The sequence below is a fragment of the Phenylobacterium sp. CCH9-H3 genome (genome assembly GCF_001557235.1).
Classification (GTDB): domain Bacteria; phylum Pseudomonadota; class Alphaproteobacteria; order Caulobacterales; family Caulobacteraceae; genus Phenylobacterium.
This window is the reverse complement of the sequence record NZ_LSJI01000046.1, coordinates 1-14,624: the sequence shown is the minus strand read 5'-3', so window position 1 is coordinate 14,624 and position 14,624 is coordinate 1. Positions and strand designations below refer to the sequence as shown.

General features: G+C 69.6%; 14 protein-coding genes. 10 read left to right on the top strand and 4 right to left on the bottom strand.

The genetic code is table 11. The annotated features are described in order from the left end of the window. The first annotated feature begins 24 nt into the window (after nt 1-24). The 8 genes from AX721_RS03915 (at nt 25) to AX721_RS03880 (ending at nt 9,992) form a co-directional block, all read left to right on the top strand. Nucleotides 25-2,127, top strand: coding sequence for a serine hydrolase (locus tag AX721_RS03915; RefSeq protein WP_082765385.1), 2,103 nt, complete (start codon nt 25-27; stop codon nt 2,125-2,127). A 146-nt stretch (nt 2,128-2,273) separates the two neighbouring features. After that, nucleotides 2,274-3,938, top strand: a complete 1,665-nt coding sequence (gene fliF, locus AX721_RS03910; RefSeq protein ID WP_082765383.1) for a flagellar basal-body MS-ring/collar protein FliF — start codon at nt 2,274-2,276, stop codon at nt 3,936-3,938. Next, nucleotides 3,938-4,972, top strand: a complete 1,035-nt coding sequence (fliG, locus tag AX721_RS03905; protein WP_068874722.1) for a flagellar motor switch protein FliG — start codon at nt 3,938-3,940, stop codon at nt 4,970-4,972. Before fliF ends, fliG begins: the two co-directional genes overlap by 1 nt. Then, entirely contained in the window at nt 4,972-5,619 is a 648-nt protein-coding gene (locus AX721_RS03900) for a flagellar assembly protein FliH (protein WP_068874721.1), read from the top strand. The genes fliG and AX721_RS03900 overlap by 1 nt, the downstream gene beginning before the upstream one ends. Before the next feature lie 4 nt (nt 5,620-5,623). Next, nucleotides 5,624-5,965, top strand: a complete 342-nt coding sequence (gene fliN / locus AX721_RS03895) for a flagellar motor switch protein FliN (RefSeq protein ID WP_068874720.1) — start codon at nt 5,624-5,626, stop codon at nt 5,963-5,965. A 25-nt stretch (nt 5,966-5,990) separates the two neighbouring features. After that, nucleotides 5,991-7,358 (top strand): sigma-54-dependent Fis family transcriptional regulator, encoded by a 1,368-nt coding sequence (locus tag AX721_RS03890; RefSeq protein WP_068874719.1) that lies wholly within the window; start codon nt 5,991-5,993, stop codon nt 7,356-7,358. 124 nt (nt 7,359-7,482) lie between these two features. Continuing rightward, nucleotides 7,483-9,549: a flagellar biosynthesis protein FlhA gene (gene flhA / locus AX721_RS03885; protein WP_156466997.1), complete on the top strand. Its 2,067-nt coding sequence runs from the start codon at nt 7,483-7,485 to the stop codon at nt 9,547-9,549. Nucleotides 9,550-9,632: 83 nt separating this feature from the next. Further along, nucleotides 9,633-9,992 (top strand): DUF4282 domain-containing protein, encoded by a 360-nt coding sequence (locus AX721_RS03880; RefSeq protein WP_068874717.1) that lies wholly within the window; start codon nt 9,633-9,635, stop codon nt 9,990-9,992. Nucleotides 9,993-9,995: 3 nt separating this feature from the next. On the opposite strand, the gene AX721_RS03875 is transcribed toward AX721_RS03880, so the two are convergent. Next, a complete protein-coding gene (locus tag AX721_RS03875; RefSeq protein ID WP_068874716.1) occupies nt 9,996-10,928 on the bottom strand; it encodes an MBL fold metallo-hydrolase in 933 nt (310 codons plus the stop codon). Nucleotides 10,929-11,012: 84 nt separating this feature from the next. Here AX721_RS03875 and AX721_RS03870 point away from each other — a divergent pair, with 84 nt between their 5' ends. Beyond that, nucleotides 11,013-11,840 carry a LysR family transcriptional regulator gene (locus AX721_RS03870; RefSeq protein WP_068874715.1) on the top strand — a complete coding sequence of 276 codons (828 nt, stop codon included), beginning with the start codon at nt 11,013-11,015 and terminating at the stop codon, nt 11,838-11,840. Here the strand turns inward: AX721_RS03870 and AX721_RS03865 are convergent. The 3 genes from AX721_RS03865 to AX721_RS03855 form a co-directional block, all read right to left on the bottom strand. Beyond that, a complete protein-coding gene (locus tag AX721_RS03865) occupies nt 11,837-12,244 on the bottom strand; it encodes a flagellar export protein FliJ (RefSeq protein WP_068874714.1) in 408 nt (135 codons plus the stop codon). The two genes, AX721_RS03870 and AX721_RS03865, sit on opposite strands and share 4 nt — an antisense overlap. Continuing rightward, nucleotides 12,241-13,578: a flagellar protein export ATPase FliI gene (gene fliI, locus AX721_RS03860; RefSeq protein ID WP_068874713.1), complete on the bottom strand. Its 1,338-nt coding sequence runs from the start codon at nt 13,576-13,578 to the stop codon at nt 12,241-12,243. The genes AX721_RS03865 and fliI overlap by 4 nt, the downstream gene beginning before the upstream one ends. A gap of 65 nt (nt 13,579-13,643) precedes the next feature. Continuing rightward, nucleotides 13,644-14,006, bottom strand: coding sequence for a hypothetical protein (locus AX721_RS03855; protein ID WP_068874712.1), 363 nt, complete (start codon nt 14,004-14,006; stop codon nt 13,644-13,646). 285 nt (nt 14,007-14,291) lie between these two features. Between AX721_RS03855 and AX721_RS03850 the strand changes: the two genes are divergently transcribed. Then, nucleotides 14,292-14,624 (top strand): response regulator (locus tag AX721_RS03850; RefSeq protein WP_156466992.1); only part of this gene is annotated, 333 nt, incomplete at its 3' end.

The window sequence follows — 14,624 nt, the reverse complement described above, 5'->3', positions numbered from 1 at the left end:
ACTCATAGGGGAGCAGCCTTGAAGATGCGCAGGTTCGGCAAGGCGATCGCGGCGGCGTTGGCGCTTCTCACAGCCCCGGTCGCGCTCGCCCAGGACACGCCGCCGCCCGCGGCCGGCCTGCCGAAGGCGCCCGTGCCCTATACCAAGATCCGGCCGCAAACCCCGCCTCCCGCCAGGCCCAAGACCGTTCCCGTGGCGACCGAGGCGAGCGCGGTTCCGGCGAAGCGGCCCGACGGCGCGCGGCTGGCGGCCGGCCAGCCGATCGACCCCGCGCAACTCGAGGCGTTCGTGGACGGCTGGATCGCCGACGCCATGGCCCGGGAGCATGTTCCCGGCGCCGCGGTCTCGGTGGTCCAGAACGGCCAGGTGGTGCTGAAGAAGGGCTACGGCTTCGCCGACCTCGCGCCGCGCCGGGCGGTGGACGCCGACCGGACGCTGTTCCGCATCGGATCGATCTCCAAGACCTTCACCTGGATCCTGCTGATGAAGGAGGTGGAGGCCGGCCGAATCCGCCTGGACCGGCCGATCAACCTCTACCTGCCCGAGAGGGTGCGGCTCCCGGGCGCGTCCCGCGACGTGACCGTGGCCTCGCTGATGAACCACACCTCGGGTTTCGAAGACCGCGCCCTGGGCCAGCTCTTCGAGAACGATCCCCGGCGGGTCCGCCCGCTGGACCTCTACCTGCGCCAGGAACGGCCCAGCCGGGAGCGGCGCGGGGGCGTGATCTCAAGCTATTCCAACTATGGCGTCGCCCTGGCGGGCGAGGCCGTGTCGTTCGTCTCGGGGAAGACCTTCGAGCGCCGCGTCGAGGACGAGATCACCGTGCCGCTCGGCATGAACGCCACCACCTTCCGCGAGCCGCGCCCCGAGCGGCGCGGCCTGCCCGCCGCCATGCCCGAGCGGCTCCGCGGCGACGTCGCCGTGGGCTACGCCTGGCGGAACGCAGGCTTCTTCCCCGCCGACTATGAGTACATCGGCCACATCGCGCCGGCGGGCTCGGCCTCGTCCACAGCCGGCGACATGTCGCGCTACATGCTGATGCTGCTGAACGACGGCGTCTGGAACGGAACCGCCGTCTTCGGGCCCCGCGCCGCCCGGGCGTTCCGCTCGCCCATGCGGCAGACGCCGCCCGGCATCAACGGCTGGGCCCATGGCTTCATGGTCTTCGCCCTGCCCGGAGGCCACCGCGGCTATGGCCACCTCGGCGACACCCTGGCGTTCCATTCCGCCATGGTGCTGGTACCGGACCTGGGGCTCGGCGTGTTCGTGACCACCAACGGCGAGGGCGGCGCCAAGGTGGCCGCGGCCCTGCCCGACGCCCTGGTCGGTCAGTTCTATGCGCCGCCGACCGTCTTCCCCCGCGCCGGCTCGGCCGAGCTGCTCGCGGCGGCCAAGACCTTCGAGGGCGACTACCTCTCCACCCGGCGCGCCTATGGGGGCCTCGAGGGCTTCGTGGGGCTGATCGCCGGCGCGGCGACGGTCGAGGTCACCCCCGGGGGGCGGCTGCTGACGCGGCGCATGGGCGAGGCCCGCGCCTGGGTTCCGGACGGTCCGGCCGCCGACGGCCGGTTCGTCTCGAGCACCGGGGACGACCGCCTGACCTTCCACCTGGAGGACGGCGAGGCGGTGAGCTTCCGGTCGACCTACAACGCCGAAACCCTGCAGCGGGCCGATTTCACGCAGAGGCCCGGCATGCTGGTCCTGGCGGCGGGCCTGACGGCGTTCGCGGCGTTCGCCACCCTGATGGGCCTGGCCCTGCGCAACCGCCGCGAGCTGCGCCAGAACCAGATCCAGGCGCGGGCGGCCCTGGTGCAGAACATCCAGGCGGGCCTCTGGCTCGCGGCCATCGGGCTGTTCGGCGCCTGGGGCGCGGGCGCGTCCGACATTCCCTCCATCATGTACGGCTGGCCGGGTCCCCTGATCATCACCGCCTCGACCTGCGCCCTGGTGGCGGCCGGCCTGACCCTGGTGACGATCGCCGCGGCGCCCGCCATCTGGCAGGGCGGGCGGCGGGTGGATTCCTGGACGGCGCTTCGGAAGGTGTTCTTCACGATCACCGTGCTCATCTACGCCGGCTTCTCGGTGCTGCTGGCCATGAACGGCGCCCTGGAGCCCTGGAGCCGGTAGGCAAAAAAAGCCGACCTGCGACAGCCTGTCCCGCCCGCTACGGCTCCGCTTAAACGGCCCCTTAACCAAGGACTGGGTAAATCCTGCCTACCTGAGGGGGAGGACCGCTTTCAAAGCGCCCCTGCGTGACGGGAAGGGGCGACGGGTTGAACCAGTTCGTTGGCATGCTGCAGAGGTTCGGGATCGGCCGGCTGGCCGCCATCCTGGGCATCGGCGCCGGCCTCGCCGCCGTCCTGGCGGCCGTCTTCATGAACCTTGGTCAGCCCAAGGCCCTGCTCTATTCCAACCTGGACCTCAAGGAAGCCGGCTCGATCACCGCCGCCCTGGACCAGGCCGGCGTCAAGTACGAGGTCAAGGGCGACGGCTCCACCATCATGGTGCCCCGGGACGAGGTGGCCTCCACCCGCCTGATGCTGTCGTCCAAGGGCCTGCCGACGGCGGGCTCGGTGGGCTACGAGATCTTCGACGAGGCCAACGCCCTGGGGCAGACCGACTTCGTCCAGCAGCTGAACCGCCAGCGCGCCCTGGAGGGCGAGCTGTCGCGCACCATCCTTTCCCTGGACGGCATCAACTCCGCCCGCGTGCACCTAGTGCTCCCGAAGCGGCAGCTGTTCGAGGAGGAGGCCGAGCAGCCGTCCGCCTCCGTCACCATCGGGGTCGGCGGCCGCGCCCCGAGCGCCGAGCAGGTCCGGGCCCTGCAGAACCTGGTGGCCGGCGCCGTTCCGAACATGAAGCCGGACCGGGTCACGGTGGTGGATCAGCACGCCAAGACCCTGTCGGGCGGCGAGACCGGCACGGCCGCCGAGGCCGACGGCCGCAAGTCCGAGGTCGAGCAGCGCATCGCCAAGCAGGTCAAGAACCTGGTCGAGGGCATGGTCGGCGCCGGCAAGGCCCGGGTGAACGTCACCGCCGACCTGGAGCTGGCCCGCGTCACGGTCCAGCAGGAGACCTTCGACCCGGACGGCCAGGTCATCCGGTCGGAATCCACCACCGAAGAGAATGCGCGCGAGAATGACCGGTCCGGCTCAGGCCAGGCTTCGGTCGCCGCGAACATCCCGGGCGCGCCCGGCGACGACGAAAACAGCAACACCTCGGCCAGCGGCCGCACCGACTCCACCACCAACTACGAGATCTCCAAGACGGTCCGCACCGAGGTGCAGGAGCCGGGCACGGTGAAGCGCCTCTCCGTCGCCGTCGCCGTGGACGGCGCCACGGCCGCAGGCAAGGACGGGAAGCCGGGCGAGTACACGCCCCGCTCGGCCGAGGAGATGCAGCGCATCGAGCAGCTGGTCCGCACCGCGGTGGGCTACAACCAGGAGCGGGGCGACCAGGTCAGCGTGATCAACGTCAAGTTCCCCACCGTGGACGAGGGGGCCGGCGTGGTCGCCTCCAGTCCGCTGATGGGGTTCGACAAGAACGACATCATGCGCGCCGTCGAACTGGGCGTCCTGGCCCTGGTCGGCGTCCTGATGATCTTCTTCGTGGCCCGCCCGCTGCTGAGCGGCGGCGGCGGCAAGAAGGGCGCGGCCGGCGCCATGGGCGGCGGCGGAGCGCTGGTCGGCCCGGCCGGCCAGATCACCCGCGTGATGGTCACCCCCGACGGCCAGCCGATGCAGATCGGCGCCGACGGCAGCCAGCTGGCCCTGCCCGGGCCGGGCGGCGGCGGCGACGACGCCCACGCGCGCATCGACATGGCGCGGGTCGACGGCCAGGTCCGCGCCAGCGCGGTGAAGAAGGTGTCCGAGTTCGTGGAGCGCCACCCCGACGAGTCGGTCGCGATCCTCCGCTCCTGGTTGCATGAGACCCCCTGATGGCCGTCGCACGCAGCAATTCGAAGAGCATCGTCGACCCCTCCCGGCTGAACGGGGCGGAGAAGTGCGCGGTCATCCTGCTGGCGCTCGGCGAGGAGCACGCCCAGGTGTGGCAGGCGCTGGACGAGGAGGAGATCAAGGAGATCTCCCAGGCCATGGCCAGCCTCGGAAACGTGGCCGCCAGCGTGGTCGAGGACCTGCTGGTCGAGTTCGTGTCAGGCGCCGCCGGCACGGGCGCCATCATGGGCTCGTTCGAACAGACCCAGAAGCTGCTGGCCTCCATCATGCCGCCCGACAAGGTCGACGCGCTGATGGAGGAGATCCGCGGTCCGGCCGGCCGGACCATGTGGGACAAGCTCGGCAACGTGAACGAAGCCGTGCTCGCCAACTACCTGAAGAACGAATACCCGCAGACCGTCGCGGTGGTGCTGTCGAAGATCAAGTCCGAGCACGCCGCCCGGGTCCTGGCCTCGCTGCCCGAGGACTTCGCCCTGGAGTGCGTCATGCGCATGCTGCGGATGGAGCCGGTGCAGCGCGAGATCCTGGACAAGATCGAGCAGACGCTGCGCAACGAGTTCATGTCGAACCTGGCCCGCACCTCGAAGCGCGACAGCCACGAGATGATGGCCGACATCTTCAACGCCTTCGACCGCCAGACCGAGACCCGCTTCATCACCGCCCTGGAAGAGCGCAACCGCGAGGCGGCCGAGCGGATCCGGGCCCTGATGTTCGTGTTCGAGGACCTGTCCAAGCTGGACCCCGGCGGCGTGCAGACCCTGCTGCGCAGCGTCGAGAAGGATCAGCTCGCCCTGGGCATGAAGGGCGCCTCGGACAGCCTGCGCGAGATGTTCTTCTCCAACATGTCGGAACGCGCCGCCAAGATCATGCGCGAGGACATGGAGAGCATGGGTCCCGTTCGCCTGCGCGACGTGGATCAGGCCCAGATGGCCATCGTCCAGGTCGCCAAGGACCTCGCCAACAAGGGCGAGATCATGCTGGCCGGCTCGGGCAGCGACGATGAGCTGATCTACTGATGTCCGAAGCGCTCCAGAAATTCAGCTTCGACACCGAGTTCGACGCCAAGGGCGGCGTCGCCTATGCCGCGCCGCGGCCCAAGCGCCTGTTCCCGATCGAGGAGGTCGAGCAGATCCGCGCCGCGGCCCGGGCCGAGGGCGAGCGGGCGGCCATGGCCAGCATCGCCGCCCAGCAGGCGGCCGCGCTCGGCCAGATCGCCGCGGCCTGCGCCCAGGCCCTGCCGCGGCTGGCCGAGGTGGCGCACGAGCACCGGCAGGGCTCGGCCGCCCTGGCGCTGGCCTGCGCCCGCGCCATCGCCGATTCCGCGCTCGAGAAGTTCCCCCAGGCGCCCGTGCTGGCCGCCCTGGAGACCCTGGCCCGCGAGATCGACGCCCAGCCCCGGCTGGTGGTGTCGGCCGATCCGGCCCTGGCGGAGAACCTCCAAGCGCTGTTGGAAGACGCCGCCCGCGGCCTCGGCTTCGAGGGCGCGGTGGTGGTCAAGCCCGACGGCGCCTTCGGGCGGCACGCCTTCACCCTCGATTTCGGCGACGGCCAGGCGGCCTTCGATCCCGCCCAGGCCGCCGGCCGAGTGACCCTGGCCCTGGAGGCGGCGCTCGCCGCCGAAGGGCTGCACGCCGAACCCCTGATCCCCGGCAGCGAAAGCTAGACCCATGGCCGAAGACGACCTGAAACTCGACGAATTCGCCCCGGAGGCCGACGCCGACAACGTGCTGGCGAACCTGCTCGGCGAGGAGCGCACCGCCGGAGACCTGGCGCCGGTCTTCGACGTCCCCGTGGCGATCTCGGCCGTGCTGGGCCGCTCGTCCATGTCGGTGGCCCAGCTGCTGCAGCTCTCCCAGGGCTCGGTGCTGGAGCTGGACCGCAAGGTGGGCGAGGCGATCGACATCTACGTGAACAACCGCCTGGTGGCCCGCGGCGAGGTCGTGATCGTCGACGAGCGGCTGGGCGTGACCATGACGGAAATCATCAAGGACGGCGACGCCCAGGTCTGAGACCGGCGTTTGAAGGAGTAGGGATATGCGGCTTCTGGTCGTCGGAAAACTGAGTGGGCAGCTCTCCACCGCCGTGAAGATGGCGATGAGCGCGGGGGCGAAGGTCAGCCACGTGGAGACCATCGAGGCGGCGACGCACGCCTTGCGGGCCGGCCAGGGCGCCGACCTCCTGATGGTCGACTACGACCTCGACATCGCGGGCCTGATCGCCGCGAACGAGGCCGAGCGGATCCGGGCGCCGGTGGTGGCCTGCGGCATCGCCGCCGACCCCAAGCGGGCCGCCGACGCCATCCGCGCCGGGGCCAAGGAATTCATCCCCCTGCCGCCGGACGCGGCCCTGATCGCCGCCGTGCTGGCCGCGGTCAGCGACGACAACCGCCCGATGGTGGTGCGCGACCCGGCGATGCAGTCGGTGATCCAGCTCGCGGACCAGGTCGCGCCCTCCGACGCCTCGATCCTGATCACCGGCGAGAGCGGCGTGGGTAAGGAAGTCATCGCGCGCTACGTCCACCAGAAGTCGCGCCGCGCGAACCGGACCTTCATCTCGGTCAACTGCGCCGCCATCCCCGAGAACCTGCTCGAGAGCGAGCTGTTCGGCCACGAGAAGGGCGCCTTCACCGGCGCGCTGGCCCGCCGGATCGGCAAGTTCGAGGAGGCCAACGGCGGCACCCTGCTGCTGGACGAGATCAGCGAGATGGACGCGCGCCTGCAGGCCAAGCTGCTGCGGGCGATCCAGGAGCGCGAAATCGACCGGGTCGGCGGCTCCAAGCCCGTGAAGGTGGACATCCGCATCCTCGCCACCTCGAACCGCGACCTGGCGCAGGCGGTGAAGGAGGGTACGTTCCGCGAGGACCTGCTCTATCGCCTGAACGTCGTGAACCTGCGCATTCCGTCCCTGCGGGACCGCCCGGGCGACGTGCTGGCGATGGCCGAGTTCTTCGTGAAGAAGTACGCCGCCGCCAACGGCATGCCCGAAAAGCCGCTGTCGACCGAGGCCAAGCGCCGGCTGGCCGCCCACCGCTGGCCCGGCAACGTCCGCGAACTCGAGAACGCCATGCACCGCGCGGTGCTGCTGGCCGTGGGTCCGGAGATCGACGAGAACGCCATCCGCCTGCCGGACGGCCAGCCGCTGGCTCCCGCCGACGCCCACGCGCGAACGGCCCAGGCCGCGGCCAGCGCCGCCGACATCGCCACCCGCTCGTTCGTCGGCCAGACCGTGGCCGAGATGGAGCAGCAGCTGATCATCGACACCCTGGAGCACTGCTTCGGCAACCGCACCCACGCGGCCAACATCCTGGGCATCTCGATCCGGACGCTGCGCAACAAGCTGAAGGAATACACCGAGGCCGGCGTGCCCGTGCCCGCCCCGCAGATGGGCGCGAGCGCGGCCTGAAAAGGCCGCGCCGGTCATCTTCGTTAACCATATCGGCGCCCCGCCGCGCCGATAACGTCTGCAGGGTCGACGACCGCCTCTTGGAGCATCACGGCTGATGGCCGACACCGGCTTCTCCTCCCGCATGACCACCGCCCCCTCCGGCAAGGAGATGATGGGCTGGGTGATGCGCGGCGAAGTGGCCATGGCGCTGGGCGTCATCGGCGTCGTCGTCCTGATGATCCTGCCGATCCCGGCGTTCATGCTGGACGTCTTCCTCTCGATCTCGATCGCCATGTCGATCCTGATCCTGATGACCGCGCTCCTGATGAAGCGGATCCTGGACTTCACCGCCTTCCCCACCGTCCTGCTGGTGGCGACCCTCTACCGGCTGGCGCTGAACATCACGACGACCCGCCTGATCCTCAGCCACGGCCACGAGGGCGCGCATGGCGCGGGCCACGTCATCGAGACGTTCGGCCGGCTGATGATGGGCGGCAACTTCATCATCGGGGTGATCGTGTTCGCGATCCTGGTGGTCGTGAACTTCGTCGTCATCACCAAGGGCTCGGGCCGGATCGCCGAAGTGGCGGCCCGCTTCACCCTGGACTCCATGCCCGGCAAGCAGATGGCCATCGACGCCGACCTGTCGAGCGGGCTTATCGACCAGGACGACGCCAAGAAGCGCCGCAAGGAGCTGGAGCAGGAAAGCACCTTCTTCGGCGCCATGGACGGCGCCTCGAAGTTCGTGCGCGGCGACGCCATCGCCGGCCTGATCATCCTGGCGATCAACATCATCGGCGGCATCCTGATCGGCGTGATGCAGCATAAGGTGCCGCTCGGCGAAGCCTTCTCGACCTACACCATCATGTCGGTCGGCGACGGCCTGGTGAGCCAGATCCCGGCGCTGATCATCTCGATCGCGGCCGGCTTCCTGGTGTCGAAGGCGGGCGTCGAGGGCTCGGCGGACAAGGCCCTGGTCACCCAGCTCGCCACCAATCCGGTGAGCCTGGGCATGGTCTCGGCCGCCGCGGGCGCCCTGGCCGTCATCCCCGGCATGCCGATCATCCCGTTCGCCCTGCTCTCGGTGGGCGCCGGCGTCCTGGCCTGGCGGCGGTCGCACGCCCCGCCGGAGACGGAGGTGGTGGACATCGCCCCCGCGCCGGCCGAGGCCGAGGACGAGCCGATCGCCCAGACCCTCGCCATCGACGAGATCAAGATCGAGCTGGGCTACGGCCTGCTGCCGCTGATCAACGACCTGGAGGGCCGCCGGCTCACCGACCAGATCAAGGCGCTGCGGCGCACCCTGGCCACCGACTTCGGCTTCGTGATGCCCAGCGTCCGCATCCTGGACAACATGCGCCTCCCCTCGCAGGGCTATTGCCTGCGGATCAAGGAGATGGAAGCCGGCGCGGGCGAGGTCCGCATCGGCCAGCTCATGGCCATGGATCCGCGCGGCGCCCAGGTGGAGCTGCCCGGCGAGCACATGAAGGAGCCGGCGTTCGGCCTGCCCGCCACCTGGATCGACGACGGCCTGCGCGAGGAGGCCACCTTCCGCGGCTACACGATCGTCGACCCGGCCACGGTTCTCACCACGCACCTGACCGAGGTGCTCAAGGAGAACATGCCGGACCTCTTGACCTACGCCGAGGTCCAGAAGCTGATCAAGGACCTGCCGGCCGAGCAGAAGAAGCTGGCCGACGACCTGATCCCCAGCGTGGTCACCGCCACCACGGTCCAACGCGTGCTGCAGTCGCTGCTGCGCGAGCGGATCTCGATCCGCGACCTGGGCGCCATCCTCGAAGGCATCGGCGAGGCCGCGCCGCACACCAGCTCCATCACCCTGCTGGTCGAGCAGGTCCGCGGCCGCCTGGCCCGCCAGCTCTGCTACGCCTACCGCGGCGACGACGGGGCCCTGCCGATCGTGACCCTGTCGGCAGACTGGGAGAACGCCTTCGCGGACGCCCTGGTCGGGACGGGCGACGAGAAGCAGCTGGCGCTCGCCCCCTCGCGGCTGCAGGAGTTCATCCGCGGCGTGCGGGAAACCTTCGAGCGCGCGGCCCTGGCTGGCGACAGCCCCGTGCTGCTGACCAGCCCCACCGTCCGCCCGTATGTCCGCTCGATCATCGAGCGGTTCCGCGGCCAGACGCCCGTGATGAGCCAGAACGAAATCCACCCCCGCGCCCGCCTGAAGACCGTCGGCGCGATCTGACCGACGTTGCAGCCCGCCCGTTCGGCTGATAGCGGTTCGGGCCTGACCGGCGCCTCGCCCGGTTTTTGAGTCTCGGATTTCGGATGCGCCGACCCCTCCAGCGACCCCAGAGCACGAACGGCCAATTCCTCTGGGACCTGCTGACCTTCGAGCGCCTGATCACAGGCAGCGTCGTCCACCTGGTCTACTGGGCGGGCCTGGGGATCATCGGCGTGCTGGCGTTCGGGGTGCTGGGCGCCTCGGTGGGCGTGGCGATCCGCGAGGGCGGCTGGGGCATCCTGCTGGCCGTCGGCGTCCTGGGCGTGGGCATGCTGGGCGTCTTCATCGCCGTCCTGCTGTGGCGGGCGTTCTGCGAGTTCTACGTGACGATCTTCAAGATCAGTGAAGACCTCCACGTCCTGCGCCAGGACGTGGAAGCCGAACGCGCCCGCCAGGGGAAGTAGGCCCTATTTCGCCGTAGCCGGCGCGAGCGCCGGCAGGGTCGCCCACACCCGCTCGTCGTGGGCCGGCACGACCACCAGATCCGGCTGCGCCGCCTTCAGGGCATGCAGCTTTTCCAGCATCGCCTTGGTCGCTGCGGCGTCCTCGTCCGCGAACCGGGTCAACAGCGGCTTCTGGGCCGGCAAAGCGACCCCTTCGGCCTGCCAAGCCGTGTCCCCGATCAACGCGTAGCGCTGGCCATCGGGCGTGTTGACGAAGGCCACGATCGAGCCGGGCGTGTGGCCAGCGGCCGGGACCAACACGACGCTGCCGTCGTCGAACACGTCCCAGCTCCGGGTGAACCCGGCGTAGGAGCCGTCCGGGAAGTCGAAGGCGCGGTAGTCCTTCAGGCCCAGGTTCCGCGCCAGCGTTCCGCCGTCCTTGCCGCTCTGGATGAAGGCCAGCTCGGCCGCGCTCGCCCAGACCGGCACGCCCGGCATGTCGGCGACACCACTCACGTGGTCCCAATGGGCGTGCGTGAGGACGATGGCCTTGAGGCTGGACAGCGGGATTCCCGCCGCCGTCAGCTGCGCCGCCACGGTTTGGGTCAGAACAGGCTTCAGCGACATCTGCATGATCTTGGGCGCGGTCTTGAAATGCTCGACAAGATCGCGGCCGTAGCCCGCGTCGAACAGCAGTCGCCCCTTCGGATGATCCACCAGGATCGCACCGGCCACGAAGGTCCGCCGGTCGTCGCTCCTGCCGCCCTCGTACGCCATGGCTGCGGACGACTGGGTGGACCCCGAAGACAGGGCCGCGATGCGCATGCCAGCCGGCGGATGGGCCGCCGGGGGAGTTGGCGCGGCGAGTTCGGCCGCGACGGGCGGCGCCTGGCAGGCGGTCATCAGAAGGCCCGCGACGAAGGCGGCCAGGGGCAAGGTGAGCTGTTGGAAAGGCATGGGGTTCTCCTGAACGCCCCACCCTTGCGCAGAGAACGATATTCGTAAAATATGGATTTCAAACCGTTCACATAGGTATAGACTATGGAACTGCGCGAGCTACGCTACTTTCTGGCCGTGTACGAGACCGGAAGCGTCACCGCGGCGGCGCGACGCTGCTTCATCTCGCAGCCTTCGATCTCGACCGCCCTCGCCGCGCTTGAGCGCGAGCTCGAGACGGTGCTCTTCGTGCGCCATCGCAAAGGCGTGGCCGCCACCGCGGCGGCGGAGGCGCTATACGCCCGGGCCCGGCGGCTGGTGGACGACGCGTTGGCGCTGAAAAGCCTCTTCGCCGCGCCGCCAGCCGCTCGGATCGTCGTGGGCCTGATGTCGAGCCTGGACATCTCCCGCACGCTCGGCGTGCTGAAGCCGCTCTCCGATGACCCGACCGTCAGGCTGTCGCTGGTCGGCGCCGACGAGCCCTGCGATGCGCGGATCATCGCGCGCAGCATGGCGAGCGAAGAGGAGGCGTTCGCGCCGCTCTGGTCGGAGGCCTATGTGGTCGCGTTACCCCCGCGGCATAAGCTGAGGTTCAAGCCGACGTTGTCCCTGGAGGACCTGAAGGGGCTGCCTCTCATCGCCCGTTGCAACTGCGAGAACGCGGCCGGCGCCGCCGACCTGGGCTTCAAGCCGGAGATCGCCGCCGTGGCGACGACCGAGGAATGGGCCATCGCGCTGGTCGAGGCCGGGATCGGCGCCACCGTGCTGCCCGAAGGCGTGGTCCCCGCGTCGACGCCCGCGATCGTACGGCCGATCAGCGACCTGAGACTGCGGCGCGAGGTTGGCGTGGCCTATCGGCGAGCGGAGGTCGGGGCGCCGGCCACGACGCGGATCCTGGACGCGGTGGCGGATCGGACCGCGCGCGCCGCCTAACCGGCCTTCTTGCGGAGGCCCAGTTCGTCCAGGGCGGCGGAATCCAGCCGGCCCTGCGCCTTGCGCGCCTCCAGCTTGAGGTTCTCGGCGATGTGCTCGTATTTCTTCTGGGTCTCGAAGGCCTCGGCGAGCGCGTCGCGGGCGCCCTGCTCCTCGATCAGGATGACGTCGATCTCGGACTGGATCTTGGCCTTGCGGAGCTTGAGACCTTCGAAGAAGCCCGCGCGGTAGATGCCGGCGGTGGCCTCCTGGGCCGAGAACATGGCCTCCGCCTCGCCTTCCGCCTCCAGCATCGCCAGCCGCATCTCGACGGCGACGCGGCGATCCACGATCTCGGCGAGGCGCTTCTGCAGGACCTCCGCCTCATAGGTGGAGAGCTTGATCAGCGACTCTGCCCAACTCACGCGGCGGCTCCGTTCAGGATATCGGCGAGGCCGGCGAAGGAGTCTTCGAGGCCGGTGGCGTCGTTGGGATCCTGCGAGAGGAACCCTTCGACCGCCGGATTGAGGGCGATGGCCCGGTCGATCAGCGGATCGGCGCCGGCGCGGTAGGCGCCGATGCGGATGAGCTCTTCCATGTTCGAATAGGCCGACAGCGCCTCGCGCGCCTGGCGGACGACGACCCGTTCCTCGGGCGTCTGGCAGCCGGGCATGGTGCGGCTGATAGACTTCAGCACGTTGATCGCCGGGAAGCGGCCGCGCTCGGCGATGGCGCGCTCCATGACGATGTGGCCGTCCAGGATGCCGCGGACGGCGTCGGCGATGGGCTCGTTGTGGTCGTCGCCGTCCACCAGGACGGTGAAGAGGCCGGTGATGGGGCCCGCCTTGGTGCCGTCGGGACGGATCGGACCGGGGCCGGCCCGCTCCAGCAGCTTGGGCAGTTCGGTGAAGACCGTGGGGGTGTAGCCCTTGGTGGTGGGCGGCTCACCGGCGGCCAGGCCGATTTCCCGCTGGGCCATGGCGAAGCGGGTCACCGAGTCCATCAGGCAGAGGACTTCCATGTCCTGGTCGCGCAGGAACTCGGCGATGGCCATGGTCATGTAGGCGGCCTGGCGGCGCTTCAGGGCCGGCTCGTCCGAGGTGGCGACTACGACGATGGCGCGGCGCAGGCCCTCCTCGCCCAGGGTCTCCTCGATGAACTCGCGGACCTCGCGGCCCCGCTCGCCGATCAGGCCCACCACCACCGCGTCGCAGTCGGCGTTCTTGGCCAGCATGGAGAGCAGCACCGACTTGCCGACGCCCGAGCCGGCGAAGACGCCCAGGCGCTGGCCGCGGCAGCAAGTGGTGAAGACGTTCATGGCCCGCACGCCCAGGTCCAGCCGCTCGCCGACGCGGGCGCGGGCGTGGGCCGACGGGGGCGAGGCGCGGAGCGGATAGGCGGCGATGCCCTGCGGCAGCGGTCCCTTGCCGTCGATGGGCTCGCCGAAGGCGTCGACGATGCGGCCCAGCCACGCCTTGGTGGGGCGCACGGCCGAGCCCAGGGGCTGGATGCGGATCTCGGCGCCGGGCGCGACGCCCTCGACGGGGCCGAACGGCATCAGGAGGGCGCGGTTCTCGCGGAAGCCCACCACCTCGGCCGCGACGGGCTTTTCGGCGAAGCGGTCGATCTCGGCGCGCGCGCCGACCGCCAGACGCGACAGGCCGCCGCGGGCCTCGATGAGGAGGCCGTTGACGGCGGCCACCCGCCCGGAAACCGTCAGAGGATCAAGCCGCTCGACCGCGGCCACCAGGCTCTTCACGCACGCCCCTCAGCTACGCTGGGGACATTGCCTCTTCAGGCTTAAGGGGGTGTGAAGAACAGGCTTCAGTGTAGCTCCGGCGTGGTCGTTTCGGGTGCGGCGCGACGACGCGTCCGAGCCTTGGCGACAACCGCCTCGCCGGTGGTCTTGGCCTGTTCGATCAGTTCCTCGCCCTTGGTGCGGGCCTCTTCGATCAGGGCCTGGCCCTTGGCGCGGGCGTCGTCGATCACCGGGCTGGCCGCGGTGGCGATCCGCTCGCGGTTGCGCCAGGCCAGCACGCCGGCCACGCCGACCACGGCGGCGCCGATCAGGAACAGCGGGTTCCTCGGAACATACCTAAGCATCGGGGTTAGCGCGCCGAGCTGCTTCACCTGGTCGCGCCGCCACGGCATGCGGTACGGGGCAAGGGTTTCGGGGTGGTCGGTCATGGGGATCTCCGGCCTCTATTGTCCAGGTCAGAACCCCTTGCGGCGCGAGGCGTTCCCACCCGCGCTTCGCGGCCGCCGTCCAATCACGAAAGATTCAACACGTCCGCGACTCGCCCGAAGGCCGGCCCAGCTTGAGTCGGATTCCGAAATCAGATTAACGATTCGGAGGTCGGGACCAGCGACCATTAACCTGTCTTAAAGGACGGTAGGGCAGGTTAACGGCGAGGCATAACGCGGATTCACCAGAATTCGTGGGGGAATGCGGGGACGCGGCAGGAGAGGCCAATGCGCGTATTGTTGATCGAGGACGACAGCGCCACCGCGCAGAGCATCGAACTGATGCTCAAGTCGGAAGGTTTCAACGTCTATACGACGGATCTGGGCGAGGAAGGCGTCGATCTGGGCAAGATCTACGACTACGACCTGATCCTCCTGGACCTGAATCTGCCCGACATGAGCGGCATGGACGTCCTGCGGACGCTGCGCGTCGGCAAGATCAATACCCCGATCATGATCCTGTCGGGCACGGCCGAGATCGAGACCAAGGTGAAGACCTTCTCGGGCGGCGCCGACGATTACATGACCAAGCCGTTCCACAAGGACGAGCTGGTCGCCCGC

Coding starts and splice junctions, on each gene's coding strand:
- AX721_RS03875 (WP_068874716.1), bottom strand. CDS start 10,928: ATGCCTTTCCAACAGCTCACCTTGCCCCTGGCCGCCTTCGTCGCGGGC.
- AX721_RS03900 (WP_068874721.1), top strand. CDS start 4,972: ATGTCCGAAGCGCTCCAGAAATTCAGCTTCGACACCGAGTTCGACGCC.
- AX721_RS03855 (WP_068874712.1), bottom strand. CDS start 14,006: ATGACCGACCACCCCGAAACCCTTGCCCCGTACCGCATGCCGTGGCGG.
- fliG (WP_068874722.1), top strand. CDS start 3,938: ATGGCCGTCGCACGCAGCAATTCGAAGAGCATCGTCGACCCCTCCCGG.
- AX721_RS03880 (WP_068874717.1), top strand. CDS start 9,633: ATGCGCCGACCCCTCCAGCGACCCCAGAGCACGAACGGCCAATTCCTC.
- flhA (WP_156466997.1), top strand. CDS start 7,483: ATGACCACCGCCCCCTCCGGCAAGGAGATGATGGGCTGGGTGATGCGC.
- AX721_RS03870 (WP_068874715.1), top strand. CDS start 11,013: ATGGAACTGCGCGAGCTACGCTACTTTCTGGCCGTGTACGAGACCGGA.
- fliN (WP_068874720.1), top strand. CDS start 5,624: ATGGCCGAAGACGACCTGAAACTCGACGAATTCGCCCCGGAGGCCGAC.
- AX721_RS03890 (WP_068874719.1), top strand. CDS start 5,991: ATGCGGCTTCTGGTCGTCGGAAAACTGAGTGGGCAGCTCTCCACCGCC.
- AX721_RS03915 (WP_082765385.1), top strand. CDS start 25: ATGCGCAGGTTCGGCAAGGCGATCGCGGCGGCGTTGGCGCTTCTCACA.